The 18,434-nt window shown below is 35.7% G+C and carries 11 protein-coding genes and 1 pseudogene; 7 read left to right on the forward strand and 5 right to left on the reverse strand.

Going from position 1 to position 18,434, the window contains the following annotated elements; translation table 11 throughout:
- Positions 1 to 4 precede the first annotated feature (4 nt).
- The gene (locus tag NYE52_RS06670) at positions 5 to 1,003 is read left to right on the forward strand and encodes an HNH endonuclease (RefSeq protein WP_341192353.1); all 999 of its coding nucleotides are present in this window, start codon (positions 5 to 7) and stop codon (positions 1,001 to 1,003) included.
- A 149-nt stretch (positions 1,004 to 1,152) separates the two neighbouring features.
- Here the strand turns inward: NYE52_RS06670 and NYE52_RS06675 are convergent, their stop codons facing one another.
- The 5 genes and pseudogenes from NYE52_RS06675 to NYE52_RS06690 form a co-directional block, all read right to left on the reverse strand.
- Positions 1,153 to 2,151: a hypothetical protein gene (locus NYE52_RS06675; RefSeq protein ID WP_341192354.1), complete on the reverse strand. Its 999-nt coding sequence runs from the start codon at positions 2,149 to 2,151 to the stop codon at positions 1,153 to 1,155.
- Complete coding sequence (locus NYE52_RS06680) at positions 2,120 to 3,556, reverse strand: alpha-L-rhamnosidase-related protein (RefSeq protein ID WP_341192355.1); 1,437 nt, start codon at positions 3,554 to 3,556, stop codon at positions 2,120 to 2,122. Before NYE52_RS06680 ends, NYE52_RS06675 begins: the two co-directional genes overlap by 32 nt.
- 75 nt (positions 3,557 to 3,631) lie before the next feature.
- Positions 3,632 to 3,766, reverse strand: a pseudogene (locus NYE52_RS24690) (family 78 glycoside hydrolase catalytic domain); the annotation flags it as partial.
- A gap of 122 nt (positions 3,767 to 3,888) precedes the next feature.
- Complete coding sequence (locus NYE52_RS06685; protein ID WP_341192356.1) at positions 3,889 to 5,148, reverse strand: IS110 family transposase; 1,260 nt, start codon at positions 5,146 to 5,148, stop codon at positions 3,889 to 3,891.
- A gap of 178 nt (positions 5,149 to 5,326) precedes the next feature.
- Positions 5,327 to 6,460, reverse strand: coding sequence for a family 78 glycoside hydrolase catalytic domain (locus tag NYE52_RS06690; protein WP_341192357.1), 1,134 nt, complete (start codon positions 6,458 to 6,460; stop codon positions 5,327 to 5,329).
- A 269-nt stretch (positions 6,461 to 6,729) separates the two neighbouring features.
- On the opposite strand from NYE52_RS06690, the gene NYE52_RS06695 reads away from it, so the two are divergent.
- The 6 genes from NYE52_RS06695 to NYE52_RS06720 all read left to right on the forward strand — a co-directional run bounded on the left by NYE52_RS06695 (position 6,730) and on the right by NYE52_RS06720 (position 18,419).
- Positions 6,730 to 10,596, forward strand: coding sequence for a hypothetical protein (locus NYE52_RS06695; RefSeq protein ID WP_341192358.1), 3,867 nt, complete (start codon positions 6,730 to 6,732; stop codon positions 10,594 to 10,596).
- A 17-nt stretch (positions 10,597 to 10,613) separates the two neighbouring features.
- Positions 10,614 to 12,656, forward strand: coding sequence for a beta-galactosidase (locus NYE52_RS06700; protein ID WP_341195127.1), 2,043 nt, complete (start codon positions 10,614 to 10,616; stop codon positions 12,654 to 12,656).
- Positions 12,657 to 12,677: 21 nt separating this feature from the next.
- Positions 12,678 to 13,934 (forward strand): ribulose-bisphosphate carboxylase large subunit family protein, encoded by a 1,257-nt coding sequence (locus NYE52_RS06705; RefSeq protein WP_341192359.1) that lies wholly within the window; start codon positions 12,678 to 12,680, stop codon positions 13,932 to 13,934.
- Between the two features lie 356 nt (positions 13,935 to 14,290).
- Entirely contained in the window at positions 14,291 to 16,078 is a 1,788-nt protein-coding gene (locus tag NYE52_RS06710) for a sensor histidine kinase (RefSeq protein ID WP_341192360.1), read from the forward strand.
- Entirely contained in the window at positions 16,056 to 16,835 is a 780-nt protein-coding gene (locus NYE52_RS06715) for a response regulator transcription factor (protein WP_341192361.1), read from the forward strand. The genes NYE52_RS06710 and NYE52_RS06715 overlap by 23 nt, the downstream gene beginning before the upstream one ends.
- A 204-nt stretch (positions 16,836 to 17,039) precedes the next feature.
- Positions 17,040 to 18,419: a four-carbon acid sugar kinase family protein gene (locus NYE52_RS06720; protein ID WP_341192362.1), complete on the forward strand. Its 1,380-nt coding sequence runs from the start codon at positions 17,040 to 17,042 to the stop codon at positions 18,417 to 18,419.
- The last annotated feature ends 15 nt before the right edge of the window (positions 18,420 to 18,434 follow it).

Here is an 18,434-nt window from a genome sequence, read left to right on the forward strand (position 1 = left end):
AAATATGAGCTTTAAATTGCAAATAGGAGAAATGCGAACAGAATATTTAACAGATAAGGAGATTTGGGGCCACTTTAATTATATTTTTTCCAGTAAGTCAAAGAACTCAACTACTTATAAGTATGTCCTTATTAAATCTATGTTGGAAAATTTATATAATGTGAATGATAGCTTAGAACTGTCTTATGATCGTTTATTCAGTAGTTTTGCAAAGATTTATTGGAATTTAGTTATCCATCATCAACTCAATCAAATTAATATGACAGGAAAAAAAGCAGAAGTACAGAATATTCTATTGGATATTCAATCCCAATTCAATATTCCAAGCACGTTAGTTTTTGATAAGTTATCTCCTGAGCTTCAAGTGGAAGTAATAAACAAAGTGAAAAAGAAATGTAAGCTCAATGTGATGGGAGCACTATATGGAGACACAGATCAAACAATTTATGATTTTAATAATAAAACAGAGATGCTTCGATATAATCAAACTTTTTACTCCTTTATGCAAAGATTTCAAAGGATTTTAAACTATTTAACAAATTATCAACTCGCCGTGTTCTTAGAGAAATTTAATGAAAAAGGAAACACCACTAATCTTCTAATGAAAGTCGAAAATGTCTCAAAAAGATCTTCATTGGATCAATTCTACTTTCTTTTATCGTCTTATTATAATGGGAGCTGTTTTTATTGTGGAAAATCAATTAAAAGAAAACAGCTTGCTCATGTAGATCACTTTATTCCATGGAGCTTTGTTCAAACTGATCAATTATGGAATTTAGTTATATCCTGTTCAACTTGTAATTTAGCGAAAAACGATAAACTTGCTGAACAAGATTTTTTATCTTTATTGATCGATCGAAATGAAGAACTTTTGAAAGAAAAGAAAATCCTGATAAGAGAAGATATGAAAATGTATCGAGAGAAAAAACTTGTGGAATTATATACTTTTTCAATTGATAATGGATATACAGATTTTTGGAGGCCGAAGAAGAGGATTATTTAAACAATACGGAGACATATCTTTTCTATCAAAAAAAATTTAGGTGCAAAGGATTTTACCTGGAAAAGATAATTCTATTTGAATTAGGAATATCTAGTAGAAAAAAGAGTTTCCCACTCAAGGAAAACTCTTTTTTTAGTAAACTTGAAGCTTTAGAAAATATCCTTTGAAGCTGCAACAGTAATGGTTCGATATTCTGTTCCCCAGTTAATAGTCGGATCCCCTTGTCGATATGCTCTGCTTGAACAATAAAAATGATATAGCACACCATTATTGGTAATGACAGAAGGTTTATGGGCAAAGATGGAGTCTAGTTCTCCCACATCTCCAACCTTAATAATGGGTTCAGGATATTTTTCCCAATTGAAAAGATCCTTTGAAAGGGCAATTCCTTCCTGGGCTTTTTTGTAGTTATAGCCAAAGAAGTACATTACCCATTGATCCCCGTCCTGTAAAACACAAGGGTCACTTACAAATCCGGCATCCCATCGCTCAGGAGAAACTTTTAATACTGGATTTTTCTCGTATCTTTTCCAGTCTTTCAAATTAGTAGAAGTGGCAACACCTGTTTGTTCAATCCATCTCCCAGTATTGGTATTTTTTGCGTTATAAAATAAATAAAATGTTCCTTCATATTCCACCAAACATTCTTTATAAAGACCACCTTTTTCCCAATCCTCTCCATTTTCGGGAACTAAGATAGGATCTTCGAGGCGATGCCATTCTAATAAATTTTCATCCTCTGTCCATGCTAGACCAATCTTTGCGGAACCTTCCTCATAACCGAATTCTGGGTAGGCATGATAGACAAGCCAATATTTATTATCCCACTTTTTTAATGTTGGGGGAGCATCGATTCGGTTTTCCTTAAGAATCCAGGTACCTGCAACGTTTTTGGAATCCCAGTTGGTTCCCTCGTTTCTTCGTAAAATAATAGCAAGATGTTCCCAATTAAGTAAATCTTCACTCTTAGCAAGAGCTGTTTGGTAACCTTCCCCATCAAATCCAACGTACATCATATAAAATTTATTTTGGTGTTGAAAGACAAAGGGACAGTCAACGGCGCGATAATCAAAGTTGCCTTCAATCCCTGATCCTGAAAGAACGGGCTTACCATATTTATAGGGTGTTAGGTACGATTGGATATTCATTAGATTTCTCCTTTTCATTATTTAATGGAATGGTTTCAAAATGATAGTGGCCGGAAACTATTTTTAAGACGATACAACCGTTTTCGAAACGTTGGAACTTCACACCTTCTGCCTCATCGATTGAAACTCCATTTTCGGTAATATCCGTAATGGAGACAGCTGGGATATAAACTTCACCAGAGCAATTCGCTGGGAGTTGAACTTCTAAAGAGAGTCGATTATTATCTACAAGCTTCCAATGAGTATACATTTTGCCTGTATATAAAACTTGCTCTGTCTTCACCCATTGTAAAGTATTTTCATAGTAAGGATTGATCTTAAATTGGTAGGCTTCCTCAATCGGATCAAATATATAATTTAAACCTGCTAATCCACTATAAATCCATTCTTCAATATGTCCCAACATAAAGTGATTTTGCGATTTCCCAACTGTTGGACCGTCCCAAGCCTCTGTTAGAGTAGTAGCACCATGCTCAATTTGATAACCATAACTCGGATAATCAGTATTTCTAGTCATTTTAAAAATAATATCGGAACGCTGGTTATCTGCTAATGCTAATAAAACGTAACGATGGGCGATATCACCAGAGGTAGTATGGAAACCTCGTTTTACAATGTCATCTACAAGATTTTGTAAAACTTTTGAATGATAAGGATCATCTACTAATCCTAGAGCAAGAGACATGGCATTTGCAGCTTGACTGCCAGTAGCATACTGACTAGTAACAGGATTGAAAAATTCTTTATTATAAGCCGCCTTAATTTGTTTTCTTAAGCCTAAATAAGCTTGTGTATCTTCTTTTTTCTTTATTATTCTAGTAATTTTTTCAAATACTTGAACCAGATGGTAAAACATTGCAGTTTCTGGTAAGGCTACTGGAGTATTTTGAGCAAAACCAGGTCCTTTTGGCCCGACATCATACCAATCTCCAAGACCATCTTTAACGATAAAGTTTTCAGAACGGTCTTCAATGAAATGAATGTATTTTTTCATATTTTCATAGTGATACTGAAGAACTTTACTATTACCATATTTTTGATACATCATCCAAGCTGCTAATATATACGTTGCACCCCAAGAGACGGAATGTCGAAAGATATCCCAAGGTTTTTCAAAGACTACGTATTCTGGGGCGGTTGTTGGAATCATACCATTTTCAAGCTGAGCATCCTTAATGTCATCAAGGACTTTCGAGAGTAAAGATTCCACAGGGTAATTATAAATAAGGGGGAGCCCCATTAAATGCACTTGTTCAAGCCATCCTAATTTTTCTCTATGTGGACAATCGGTGAAGACACTTTTCGTATTACTTAATATAGCCCAGTTAATTAATTCGTGCGTTCGATTTAATAATTTATCGGAGCTTTCAAAGTTACCACTTTTCTCAAAGTCCGGGTAAATCATTTGGCCTTCTAAAGAGAGTAGCTGTGGTAAATTACTATTTTCAATAGGGAAGCCTATAGGAATGGCTCCTTCAATTTGTACATATCTGAATCCAGAGTAAGTAAAGCAAGGATTCCAATTTTCTTCATCTTCACCCTTTAATGTATAATTTAATTCATAGGGGGAACCAGTCCATGTTTGATTAGGAGTCCCATCCTCATTTCCTACGATTAGTCAAGTAGTTATTAAAAAATATTTGAACTTGATAGTACTATTTTTGAGCATGACAAATAACCTCAGCTATTCTATTAAATTTTTCAAACTGAGGTATTGTGTGGTATACTTTTTATGTGTTATTGGTCCTTAGAGACCGTGTACGAGTATTCGTACTTTGTATTGTTCCTGACCATGGAATAGATACATTTCAATAGCTTGTTCATGCAAGCTACAGTGGCAACCCTGTCCTTTTTGGCCTGAGGTTGCTTTTTTAATTTATAATAATAATCCACAATATGATTGGGGGCAGCTTTTTGTTGGCGTATCATGTTCTTAACGATAAGATATAAGACTTTTCTTCCTTTTGGATTTCCACGTTTATTGATATGGTCTTGACCTGCATATTTACCAGATTGATACCTTCTAATATCTATGCCGATAAAGGCGTTCACTTTTTTATGATTAGAAAAGCGTGACAGATCGCCTATCTCACCAATAAGGAGTGCTGCGCTAATCTCCCCAATGCCAGGAAAGCTAGTAAGTAACTGGAATTCCGAAAGTTGTCGGGCCTTCACAATTAATTGTTCGGAAACCATTTTTTTCTCCTCTAATAGATGAAGAAGTTGTCGTGCATAATATTGAACTTTTTGAGTTGGAACACTATCTGGTGAAACAGCTGGATAAGATTCTTGCGCGTATTCAATGATTAACTTCGCCTTCTCCATAGCTCGATTTTCTGATATCTTCTTATGCGTAGTTTTCATCAATAAATTTTTAATCTTGGTTCTACTTGTCTGTAATACTAATTCAGGATGTGGAAATAACTCTATTAGTGTTAAAGCATAAGGTGTTACTCTACTGGAAAAGAATCGTTCAAGCTCCGGAAAGCTTACTTGAAGTGCATGGTGCAAGTACATCCGAGTATGTTTTATTTGTCCTTCTATTTCTTGATAAAAGCGCGAAAGATCACGAAGTTCTGTATAAATTTCAGGTTGTTGTACTTTTTCTGATCGATCCACAAATGGATGAATTTGTGCTAATTTATGGGCATCATGTTTGTCTGTTTTCCAGCTTCTGAGTGTTCCCTGTTCTAGTTGTTTCTTGGCTTCCAGAGGATTTAATAAGAAATAGGTTAAATTGTTTTTCTGACAAAAGGTCTCCACTGGCTTCGAATATATACCAGTTGATTCGAAAACAATTTTAGGTTCTTCTGGAAGGCTATGAATCTCTTCCAGTAATGCTTGAAACCCAAACTTATTGTGAAGTATTTCCCCTTCTGAAAGACATGTTTGACCGTCATATAAGACTTTGTAACTTTTCCCCATAGAAATATCTAAAGCAATAATTAATTCCAATGTTTTTCCTCTCTCTTCTTTATCATTTTGAAAGATCTTCACTTATTCATTTCGATTCCAATTTCCTATACACGAGCTCTTTGGCCCCAACATACTTAAAGCTGATTCAAAAATGAAAGCGAAGAAGCTCCGTTTATCATTCGGATTCGAGATCCCTGAGGCTGGTCGAGCTTTCTTTCACTTCTCACTATAACTTAAAAAAGAAAAATAGTGGGCAAAGTCATCCGTCGATGACCTTACCCACTAATCTTAGTATGTTTACTAATTCAGCTGGTGTCAGTTTTACAGTCATACCCCGCAAGCCTTTAACCTTTAACCTTATCCAACCAGAAAAATTTTGTCCCAAGTCAGCTACATAAACACTTGATTTTATTTTTTTTATTTCAATTGGGCTAAACGTTTTCATTATTTTTAATGGCGGCGTTTTCTGCGCTCTTAATTTCCCCTTTGGAGATATCGCCTTCAAAGCTGGTTGCCAAAGACTATTTACAGAGAAATTAGCGGTATCCCAACCAAGCTGCTCTAAACGTGCATCATAGTCTTCTCCTCCATAAATACAGGAAAAAGTAGTAGGACCGAGAGAAGATAGCCAATCGGTATTACTGGTAATAACGGATTTTGTATCGTCTTCATATTGAATCTCCAATTGTGCAATAAAAGTTGGCTCACCGAAGGATCCTTTGTATTTTACATATCTTCCACCAGTAACATTATAGAATCCGTTACCAAGAATAACACCAATAGCATTAGTAGAAACCGATAAATAGTTAGTTACATCGTAAACAGAATAAAGGCATGTTTTATTATAATTAGTCCAGCCTGGCTCTAAAACTCTATTTTCAACTTTGGAGCCATTTAGTCGCAATTCATAGTGACCGAGACCAGAAATATAAATTCTTGCCTGTTTTATTTGCTTTTCAATGTTAAATTCGTACCTAAATAGAGGGATAGGCTGAAGCTCATTACCGTCCTCTGTAATGTGTTTTGAAATCCATTCAGCTGACCAATCGCTTTGTTGTAATAATCCCATCTCCCACCAAGTAATTTGGCTTTCCATCATTTTTTTGTTTTGGTCCCAGGCTTGTATTTTACAAAAATATCGTTTGCGAGATTCAAGTGTTTCCCCTTGAAACAGTACATTAATATTTCTTCTACTTTTTACGATACCGCTGTCCCAAATGGTACCCAAATCTTCTTCTAATGATTGTTCTTTGTCTGAAACAATGATGCGGTATGCGGTTTGAAAGTTTCCACGGTCCTTTGATTCTGTAAAGGACCAAGAGAAAGCAGGCTGTTCACAGTCTATTCCTAATGGACAAGATTGATTTTCAATTAAAACTGTCTGTATTTGCACCTCTATAACCCCTTTCCAAAAAGATTAGGCACTTTGTATTATCATAACAGGAGTGAAAAGCAAAATATTATACTTTATTTTAAGAAAAAAGTATTCATTCTTAAGATAACGGGAATTGCTTTTATCTTTGCTTAATATTAAGAGTTTTGATTAAAAATCATCGCTATTCTTGCAATGATTTGAAGGAATAAAATAAAAGGAGAAATAAATAGTTCTTTATGTAAGCGGTTAATAATTAGGGAACCCTAATAATAAAAGGAGTGAAATATATGAGCTTGGAGCATATTCGAAATAGCTTTATCAAGATTGATCATCGTTTTGGTCCCGTACCCTTTTGGTGGTGGAGTGCTGAAGAAATAACAGCTGAGAGGGTTCGTTGGCAATTGCAAAAGTTTCATAGTGGGGGCTTGCGGAATATAGGCATTATGAATATTGCACCGACGGGACCGCAATATGGGAGTGTAAGTGATAACCCGGCATATTTTTCTGAACAATGGTGGAGTATGTTTGAAGTAGCCATAAGAGAAGCGGAAAGATTAGGAATGAGAATCTTTTTTTATGATCAAATTGGATTCTCTGGATCCAATTTACCAGCAAGAATTGTTACGGAGCATCCTGAATATTCAGGGTGGGTTTTAAGACGTTTTTTACATGGAGAAGAAATTCCAGAAAAATCAAAGGTTTTATTAGAAAATGATGAATATATATATGCTGCTGTTGTTCAAGGCTTTAACTGGCTTAATCGTGACGCCACTGCTATGCTAATTGATCGTGTCCATGGAGAGTTTGAACGTCGTTTTCCAAATGATCTTGGAAAAACAATTGGTGGAACTTTTCAGGATGAATTGCCACCTTTGCCATTATGGACACCAGAAATGCCAGAGTTATATTTTAATAGGTATAAAGAGAATTTGATTCCTCAACTGCCATCTTTATTTGATGAACTGCCAGAATCGGCAGAAGTTCGAAGACGAGTCTATAAATTAGCAGCTGGTTTAGCTGAAAAGTCTTTTTTTATTCCGTTATCGGAATGGCATAAAAAATATGACCTTCTCTTATGCTGTGACCAAGCTGGTCCTGCCAGGAGAGCAGATGTACATGGTGCCCAGCGGCTTTATTTAGATTATTTTCGAACACATCGCTGGTATAGTGCTGCAGGTTCGGATATGGAAGGGAATGCAAAAGTTCACTCTTCTATGGCACATTTACATGGCGGAAAAAGAGTTTTTCTAGAATCCTTTCATACAAGTGGTTGGGGAGGAACACTTGAAGAAACGATGCACTGGCTAATACCTTGGTTGCAAACAGGGGTAACCCTTTATAGTCCACATTCCGTTTATTACAGTACTAGAGGGGGATGGTGGGAGTGGGCTCCGCCAGATACGGGCTGGAGACAACCATATTTTGAACATTACTCCGTGTTTGCTAATACAATCAGCAGAGTGTGTTCCTTACTAACAGAGGGAACGCACATCGCCGATATTGCGGTTCATTATCCATCTGAGGCTGCATGTGGTTTCATGAGTTTAAGTGACGGGGCTGCGAATGAACATCCAATGTCTGTTTCTAATAAAATGCCTAATGATGCTATGAAGCATATACATGAAACGTATGAAAGCATTGCGGGTAGCTGGAATCGTAGGGATCAGACAAAGCTTGGAGCCATTCGTAAGTCAGGTCGTGATTTTGATATTGTCGATGATTCAGCACTTCAAAAATCATCTTTTGAAGATAAGAAATTAAAAATTGCTGAAGAAAAATTTAGCGTACTCCTGTTATGTGGAACATCAATTATGGATGATGAAGCTCAAAAAAAGATAGAAGCATGGATTAAACAAGGTGGATGGGTAATAGGGGTAGATATACCAGAAAATGATCCTGTAATTCCTGGGATAACACTTGTGAAAACTGCTGGAGACGCAATGGAGCTGATTGAAAAACAAATTGAGAGACGAGTGGAAGGCAATGGATTAACATTACAGCGGAGAATAAATGACACGGATGTATTTTTGCTCTTACCTGATAATGGAAATCTATTAAAAATGCATGAACCGGCGAATTCTGGTATCGCTCTACAAGCTAAAGGTACGTATCGGTTAAGAACAATGGGTGACCCAGAATTATGGGATCCGGTAACGGGACAAATGGATCGCCTCGACTACAAGCGAGATGGTGAGTGGATAGAGCTAACGGTTCCATTTGAATCATGGCCGGCAGCACTGATCGTTTGTCCTGTCAAACAAGCAGCTGTTTATGTACAAAATAAACCAATCCCTAATGACCAAATTAATGGTTCATTCCCAGCTGATATAGGCTCCTTTTTTGAGCAAAAATATAAAGAAATTCCAAATGATAATTGGCGGGTGCTTGCTGTTCCAACACTAGATAATCGCTATGGTGATTTTGATTTACATGGAGATAATCTAAACTTTCTTTCCATTGATCGTAGGCAGTTTAAGATAAAACAAGAACTGGATGAATGTTCTGGAGAAAATGGAAACTGGCATCAAACAAACTATGATGATTCTTCCTGGTATGAGCGTCTATGGACGGAATCGGCATATTGGTTAGTAAGTAATGGACTAGATTTTGAAGAAGAGAATGCAAGACCGGTTATTTATAGTAATACATTTGGAGATATAAAATTTCGTACATGGGCAGGGCGCATGGGTAGAATTCCACGAAGATTTTTAAACCTAGGAGAAGTGAATAAGGGTGACTATGTTTGTGCGAAAACTAATGTAATTGCGCCTCATGAAGGTGAATATTGGATTCGAATGGAAAGTAATGCGGAGATAAAGGGATGGATTAGCGGAAAAGAGATTAGTTGGAACGGAGGGCCAGAGGAACAGACAGCCTCGATTTATTTAAAAGAAGGAGCTAACGAGATCCTTATTAGAGCAAAGGCAATTGTAACTGGACTCATTCGAGCAGCAATAGAAGTAAATGTAGAAGCACGTCCTAGCTTACCGAAGTGGATTTATGCCAGCAAACCAAACTCTAAATCACAGTTTGTAAAGTATATTACAACTAGCTCAGAATCTCCTATTCAAAAGGTTCGTTTAATTTTTGCGGCTAGAGGCCTTGTTGCGTTGTATGTAAATGGAGCAAAAGTAACGGAGCATGGAGATTTTAATCCATATATTCGCCAAGGACAAGAAGAGGTTGATGTAACAGCACTTTGGAAGGACGGAGAGAATGAAATAAAGTTTCTTCTTCCAGAAGGAGAGGGGGAAGTACTTGCCGATGGAGTAATCGAGTTTTTCTCTGGAGAGGAGATAGAATTTTGTACTGGAGAGGATTGGAAAGATGAAGAAGGTAACCCTCCTGAAATTTTACATGAAGCGGTCTTGCAATTTGCAGAAACAGAAACGTTATGGATAAAACATCGACCCCATCCATTACCTAATGTTGGATGGTTATTACCAGATGCAGTTCCAGAACCAAAACCGCTGCCATTTCATTTTGAACCTTCTAAAATTGGAAAGCCAATTTGGATTCGTTTTCCATTACCAGTTGGTGCTACTAAAATGAAGTTATCTTGTGATGGAGACTATCGTGTGTGGATAAATGGGAAGGAAAGCCCTGTATCTAACAACAGTATCTCATTTACACCTCAGTTAGCAGGAACGATAGTGGCAATTCGTATTGTACCTATAGGGCCATATTCTGAAGCTGATGCACTTTTAGAGCCAATTCGATTTGAAACTGCTCCGATAGTTGGAGAACTTGGGGATTGGAGAACAAAGCTTGCGTTACCACATCATAGTGGTGTAGTGGAATATGAACGGAAAATTGAATTAAGTGGTACAAAAACAGCTGTTCTTGATTTAGGTCATATTCGTGGAACAGCAGAGGTATGGTTAGACGGAAAACCATTAGGAGTTAGAGCGTGGAGACCATACCGGTATAATCTTTCTAATAATCTTACCAAAGGTCCACATGATTTAAGGGTAAGAGTGACTAATACTTTAGGAACACATTATGAAGTTGGAAGACCATCAAGTAATGTTGGTGGTAATTTAGACTCAAAGGTATCCTACTGGAATGAAGCAGAAAAACATATTAAAGAAAATTGGTCTAACCTTTTTGCTTCTGGTGGATTATATGGACCTGTTCGATTATATGAATCATAAAGAAAGGAGTGGTTACTATTTTAAGCACAAAACTACCTAAAATGTTTTATGGCGGAGATTACAATCCAGAACAGTGGTCAAGAGAAACTTGGGAAGAAGATATCAGAATGTTTAAACTTGCTGGCATTGATGTTGTTACTTTAAATGTTTTTACTTGGGCATTAAACCAACCAGCTGAAGAAACCTATCACTTTGAATGGCTCGACGAAATCATTGATTTACTCTACAGCAATGGGATTTATGTTTGTTTAGCAACAGGTACTGCTAATCATCCAGCATGGATGGCAAATCGCTACCCTGATGTTTTATCTGTTGATTTCGCCGGAAGCAAAAGGAAATTTGGATTTCGTCATAATAGTTGTCCGAATAGTCCTACCTATAAAAAGTATGCCAAATTGTTAGTAGAAAAGCTCGCAAGTAGATACAAAAATCATCCTGCCATAGTTGTTTGGCATGTAAACAATGAAATGGGCTGCCAATGTTATTGTGATAATTGTGAAAAAGAATTTAGAGTGTGGCTAAAAAAACAGTATGGAAGCTTAGAAGAATTAAATAAGGCATGGAATACTCGTTTTTGGGGACATACTTTTTACAGTTGGGAAGAAATTGTTCTTCCCAATCTGCTAAGTGAACATTTGGATGAAAGTAATCCTAATAAAACAGTATTTCAAGGAATTTCATTGGATTACTATCGCTTTAATTCTGATAGTGTTCTAGATCGATATTTAGATGAATACGAGATTTTAAAGAAAACGACACCGAATATTCCAATAACAACAAACTATCATGGTCATGCAACATACAAGCCGTTAGATTATTTTAAATGGAGTAAGTATGTTGATATTGTTGCTTGGGACAATTATCCAGCTTTTGATACCCCAGAAAGTACAACTGCTTTTAGACTTGATATGATGCGTGGTTTTAAAGGCGGAGATCCTTTCATGATTATGGAACAAACCCCAAGTCAGCAGAATTGGCAGCCATATAATTCTCTGAAAAGACCAGGAGTAATGAGATTATGGAGTTACCAAGCAATAGCGAGAGGCGCAGATACGGTCATGTTCTTCCAATTGAGAAGATCATATGGTGCTTGTGAGAAGTATCATGGTGCTGTAATTGAACATGTAGGTCATGAGAATACAAGAGTATTTAAGGAAGTTGCGGAACTTGGTGCTGAGTTACAGCAGCTTGGAGAAATGTTATTGGATTCCCGAATAGATACAAATATTGCACTATTATTTGATTGGGAAAATTGGTGGGCAGTAGAGTTCTCAAGTGGTCCAAGTGACCATTTAAAATATGTGGAGGAAGTCCAAAAGTATTATAATGCCTTTTTCTCAAAAAATATACCGGTTGACATCATTAATGCAGAAGCAGATTTAAGCAAGTATGATATCGTAATCGCACCAGTACTATATATGGTCAAAGATGACCTTGATAAAAGGATTGAACAATTTACTAGTAGTGGAGGAACATTTGTAACCACTTTCTTTAGTGGAATTGTAAATGAGAATGATTTAGTCCATCTTGGTGGATATCCTGGAAAATTAAGAAATCTTTTAGGGATCTGGGTAGAAGAAATTGATGCCTTATATCCAGGGAAAACCAATCAAATCGTAATGAATAATGATATACAGGGTTTCAAAGCAACATATGAGTGTGGAATCTTATGTGATTTACTACATACAGAAGGTGCAGAAATTGTTGCCGAATATGGAAGTGATTTTTATAAGGGCATGCCATCATTAACACGAAATAAATTTGGAAAAGGGGAAGCCTGGTATATAGCTTCCAGTCCGGAGCCTGAGTTTATTGAGAACTTTATAGTTCATCTTTGTAATAAACACAGTATTAAACCTATATTAAAAACACCTTCAGATGTGGAAGTAACAAAGAGAACAAAAGATGGAAAGTCATTCACGTTTCTTCTTAACCATAGTGATGAAGTAAAACAAATACGTCTTTCCGATGATACCTATAAAGATATTCTTACGAAGAAAATATACCACGGTGAAGCCATCCTTGAACCAAAAGGAGTTCTAATTATTACTCCAGTATAAATAGGGAAGGAGGAATAGGATGTGAATCAAAATAGGCTATTAGCCAGATATCGAATAGAGACTGCTTACTCATTAGAGCATGCTGCAGAAGTAATAGCGGGAGAACAATCAACAGGAACGTTCATATCTGTACCTGGAGAAACTGCATCTTTAAAGGAAAGATTCGGCGCAATGGTGGTAAGTATAACAGAAACAGGTGAAGTGATGTCTCCTTCCTTGCCAGGGGGAAAAGTTCCTAATAATCATGATGGAGTGTACAAACAGGGGGAAATTGTTTTATCCTTTCCAATAGAAAATTTTGGACCATCCATACCAAATCTCTTGTCAGCGGTTGCAGGAAATCTATCAGAATTGCAGGAATTATCTGGACTAAGGTTGTTGGATATCGAAATTCCTCAAGAATTTTCTAAAGCTTACAAAGGTCCTAAATTTGGTATAGAAGGGACAAGAAAGCTGACCGGAGTTTATGGAAGACCAATTATTGGCACAATCGTGAAGCCGAGTATTGGACTTCCATTAGATCAATTAGAAAAACTAGTGACAAAACTAGGTTTAGCAGGATTAGATTTTATTAAGGATGATGAACTTAACTCAAATCCCGCCTTTGCCCCCTTGGAAAAAAGAGTAGAGGTAGTAATGAGAGCTATAAATCGTGTTGCTGATAAAACTGGAAAAAAAGTGATGTATGCCTTTAATATTACAGGAGACATAGAGGAATTAAAACGTAATCATGATATAGTTGTAAAGGCTGGCGGAAATTGTGTAATGGTCAGTATCAATAGCGTTGGTTATACAGGACTTACCTATTTAAATAAATTTAGTGAAGTGCCAATTCATGGACACCGAAATCAATGGGGAATGCTAACTCGATGTCCAATGCTTGGAATGGAATTTACGGCATACCAAAAGCTATGTCGTTTAGCCGGAGCTGACCATATGCATGTTAATGGTTTAAATGGAAAGTTCTATGAAAGTAATGAATCTGTTGTTCGTTCAATTAAAGCTTGCTTAGAACCCATATTAGATGGTTATAGTTCCATGCCAGTTGTTTCTTCAGGACAGTGGGCAGGAACAGCTATAGATACTTATAAGGCAGCAGAAACAGTAGATGTTATGCACTTGGCTGGCGGAGGGATTCTTGCACATCCAGATGGTGCGGCAGCAGGATTTGAGAGTATGCGCCTTGCTTGGGAAGCAGCTGTTCAAGGAGATTCTTTAGACAATTATGCAAATAAACATGATGTATTGAAAAAAGCAATCGATAAATTCTCTAAATAAGCACAAAATAAATGTCCATTTTTCACTAAAACCTGAAAAATGGACATTTATTTCTTAAATTTGAACAATAACAATAGAAGGAGTGATAGGATAAAATAATGAAAAAGGAAATAGAAAGCGTTTTATCTCTGATTTTAAAGAAAATAAGCGATTTTGACACTTTATGTAATTATAGGTAGAAAAATAAACAATAAATACGATATGATAATGTTATCAACCTATAAAACAATCAACAGAGATGAGTTAGAAAAAAATCTGACACTTTTCAAGACATAATAATAAGCTTGTGAATTTAAAATTTTAGATGAAAAGCAGTGATAATGATGAAAAACTTCATTAATTGGATAGTAAAAAAAATGACTATCCATAAAAAAATGACCATTGTAAAAAAAATGTTTTTAGGATATATCTTGCTTGTTTTCCTTCCAGTGGTACTTTTTGGTTCAACGTTTCTCTATATGTCGCACAAAAATGTAATCGCTAACATTTTATCAGGGCAACAAAGTCTTCTTAACCAAGCTGCTAATAGCTTAACGGTCAGTTTAACACAGGTTGAATCTACCTATCCTCTATTTCAAAACAATCCACTAGTTATCGATTATTTAACTGGGCTATATCAATCGGAGGGTGATCAAGTTTATCATTTTTTGAAAGATATCCGTCCTGTATTTTCATTTGCGTATTCTGCAAATGAATCTGTAAAAACCGTTCGATTATATGCAAAAAACAAAAATATTATGCCGGTATCTGGCGAAATAGAAAATATAGATTCTTTTCCCTCTAAACAGATATATAAAGTCATTGATAATATGCCGATGAACAAAGGGAGTTGGATTCCATTAAAACAGGAAATTTCCAATATTCCTTATATATCTTATTATACAAAAATCTACAATGAGAAATATTCACAACAATTAGCTGTATTGGAAGTAATTGTTAGTGATCAGATATTAGAGAATTTTATTAAAACAATGGATAGTGAAAATAAAGCAGAGGTCATTATTGTAAAAGAAAACAATATTTTCTATCAGAGTAAAGGAGATACATTAGATAGTGATAAAGTATTGGAGATATCTAAAGTAATCAAAAAAAATAATAGAAGTTATCTCTATTGGAAAGACGAGAAGATTTTAGTTAATTCTGTAAATCTGCCAAAATTAGGCTTGGATTTTTATTTTCTTAGCCCAAGAAATGAAGTAATTCCAGATATGCTTAACAAGTCCTTACTATCGAGTATTTTCTTGCTCGTATTATTGTTTGTTCTTTCTGTTATTTACTATGTTACCGCTTCGATGCTAACAAGTAGGGTTCTAAAATTAGCGTCACATATGAGAAAAGTTGATCAAAATAATCTAACCTCAATGGATGTGGGTGGTTATGAAGATGAAATAGGTTATTTAACTACTTCATATAATTCAATGATACAACGGATTCATGACTTAATTAACAAAATTAATCTAGTGGAATTAATGAAGAAAGAAGCGGATTATTTAGTCATGCAAGCACAAATCAAACCACATTTCTTATACAATACGTTAGAATCTATTCGGATGATGGCAGAAATTAATGATGACCAAGAAGTAGTAGAGGCAACATATACTTTTGGAAAGTTGCTTAGATATAGCTTATCTCCAGGTGGAAATGAAACTTGGTTAAGTGAAGAAGTGGAAAATATACTTTATTTCTTGAAAATACATAAGATTCGAATGATGGATCGATTGCAATATGATATTCAAGTAGATTGTAATATTGATCAAATTCGTTGTCCACGCTTTATTCTTCAGCCTCTTGTGGAAAATAGTATTGGGCATGGACTTGCAAAAAAGCGAGATCAAGGTTTTATAAAGGTTCATATATACCAGAAAGGTCCTTATTTACACATTACTATTTCAGATAATGGTGCTGGTATCTCGGCTGAAAGATTGGAAATTGTAAGAGGGGTTTTAAGAAATCAACTTGATAGAGCTTTGCTTCAAACCAAGGATTCAGGTCTAGGGGTCTATAATGTAAGTGAAAGAATTAAGGCATTTTTTGGTGAAGAATCAAGACTAGAAATTGATAGTATTCTTGGTGAAGGAACAATATATAAGCTTAAACTAAAAATAAAAGGAGGAAATATGGATGTTAAAGTTGATGATTGTTGATGATGAACCAATAATACAAAAAGGACTAATGAATATCATTGAAAAAAGTAGTACTCCATGTTCAAAAATTGTAAGCGCTTGTAATGGGTTTGACGCGCTGAAGAAACTGGAGGATTTTAGACCCAATCTAATCATTACGGATATTGAGATGCCTGAAATGACAGGACTTGAGCTTATTAAAAATGTGCAGGCAAAAGGATTTTGTGATCGCTTTGTTATCTTAACAGGTTATGATGATACTGCCTATTTGCGTCAAGCCATACGTTCAAAAGTGATTGACTATTTATTAAAACCGATAAATAAAACAGAATTGTATGATGTTCTAAATAACTTATCTGTTGAATTATTGCATGAAGAAAACAGGAAAAAAGAATCTGTAACTGTTTCAATTGCTGATTCTTCAATGCCAAACTTAGAATATAGCAATATGTCAAAAAACGTAAAGGTGATTATTAAATACATAGAAGAGCATTATAATCAGGATATTTCTTTAGACCAATTAGCAGATCATGTGTTTTTACATCCTAATTATATTAGTTCTCTGTTTAAAAAAGATACCGGATTAACTTTTATCCATTATCTTCATCTATATCGAATTAAGAAAGCGAAGGAATTAATGATTAAGGATAAAGAACTATCCTTTCAACAAATTTCGGAAATGGTAGGATATGAAAACGTTCGCCATTTCTTTAATGTCTTTAAAAAATATAGTGGGGAAACCCCTGGGAAGTTCCGTGAACTCTACAAAATACACTAATTAAATTGACCTTTAAAATGAACATATGAATCTTAGATATGTTCTATTTTTTTGGAAATCATCACATGTAAAAATAAAAGTAACACCTCTTAGAGTATAGAGCACGCCAGATGATAACTTATTCATTAGATGACACCGAGATGGAATACATCATCAATGTTGAAAGCGTATTCTACTAGAGAAAAATTAATGGGAGGGAGTAAGGTGGATAGCAAAAGGAAGTGGATAGGTTTCTACGGCGATGATTTTACAGGTTCCACTGATGCTTTGGAAGCCCTTACTATGAATGGAGTAAAATCAGTTCTATTTCTTAATCCCCCTAATGAAACCCTGCTACAAAGTGAGAGATTTAAAGACTTTAAGGCAATTGGAATAGCAGGAATTAGTAGGGCAATTTCACCAAGAGAAATGGAAAGCGAACTTTTACCTGTTTTTGAGAGTTTAAAGAAAGCGAATGTGGCGATATGTCATTACAAAACTTGCTCAACTTTCGATTCTTCTCCTGATATAGGAAGTATAGGAAAAGCGATTGAGCTTGGTTTACAGGTTTTTCAGAATCAAAGGTTTTGCCCTTTAATTGTTGGGGTTCCAGCCCTAAAGAGGTATACCGTTTTTGGCAATCATTTTGCAACAATAGAGGATGGTACTTACCGTTTAGATCGTCATCCTATCATGTCAAAGCATCCAATAACACCAATGGACGAAGCCGATTTAAGTATTCATCTTAGTAGGCAGACATTAGCGAAAATAGAATCAATGAATGTGTTAGAACTAAATGGTTCCCAGTATGAGATTGACAGAATACTTGAATCGAAGATACAGGAAAACAAGGAAGCACCAGTAATCTTGTTTGATGTTCTAACGAAAGAAATGCTAACTAAAATCGGTATCGTGTTAGTAAATGAAACACAAAAGAATACGATTTTTACGGTGGGGTCATCAGGGGTGGAATATGCTTTAACTGCCGCTTGGAAGGAGAATAGTCAATATGACTTAAAGGAGCAGAAATGGTCTAGTTTAATACCTGCTGACCCTCTTTTAGTTGTTTCTGGTAGCTGTTCATCTGTAACTGAAAAGCAGATAGGTTATGCATTAGAGCATGGTTTTTATGGGATTAAGGTGGAAAGTAGTAGCATTATTAATCCTAACACGAGAGCAGAAGCTTGTCTTCAAATTATTTATGAAGCTTCAGACAAACTGGAAAAAGGTATTGATGTCGTTATTTATACTGCTCTTGGTCCTGAGGATTCAAGTATTGAAATAACGAAGGAACAGCTAGTAGAGGCAGGAGGACAACCGACGGACACTAGTAAAATTCTAGGGGAACAATTAGGGGAAATAAGCAAAGAAGTAATTAAGAATACAAAGATAAAAAGAATAGCTGTTGCTGGTGGAGATACATCTGGATATATAACAAAAAATCTAGAAATTGTGGCAATGGAAATGATTAAACCAATTACACCGGGGGCACCTTTATGTTTAACCTATTCTAATAATCCAATTTATGATGATCTTGAAATTTCGTTAAAAGGTGGTCAAATGGGCAGTATTGATTTTTTCGTAAAGGTGAAAAATTTAACTTAATACTGCTTCATGATG

The sequence above is a fragment of the Niallia sp. FSL W8-0635 genome (assembly GCF_038007965.1).
In the GTDB taxonomy this organism is placed as follows: domain Bacteria; phylum Bacillota; class Bacilli; order Bacillales; family Cytobacillaceae; genus Niallia.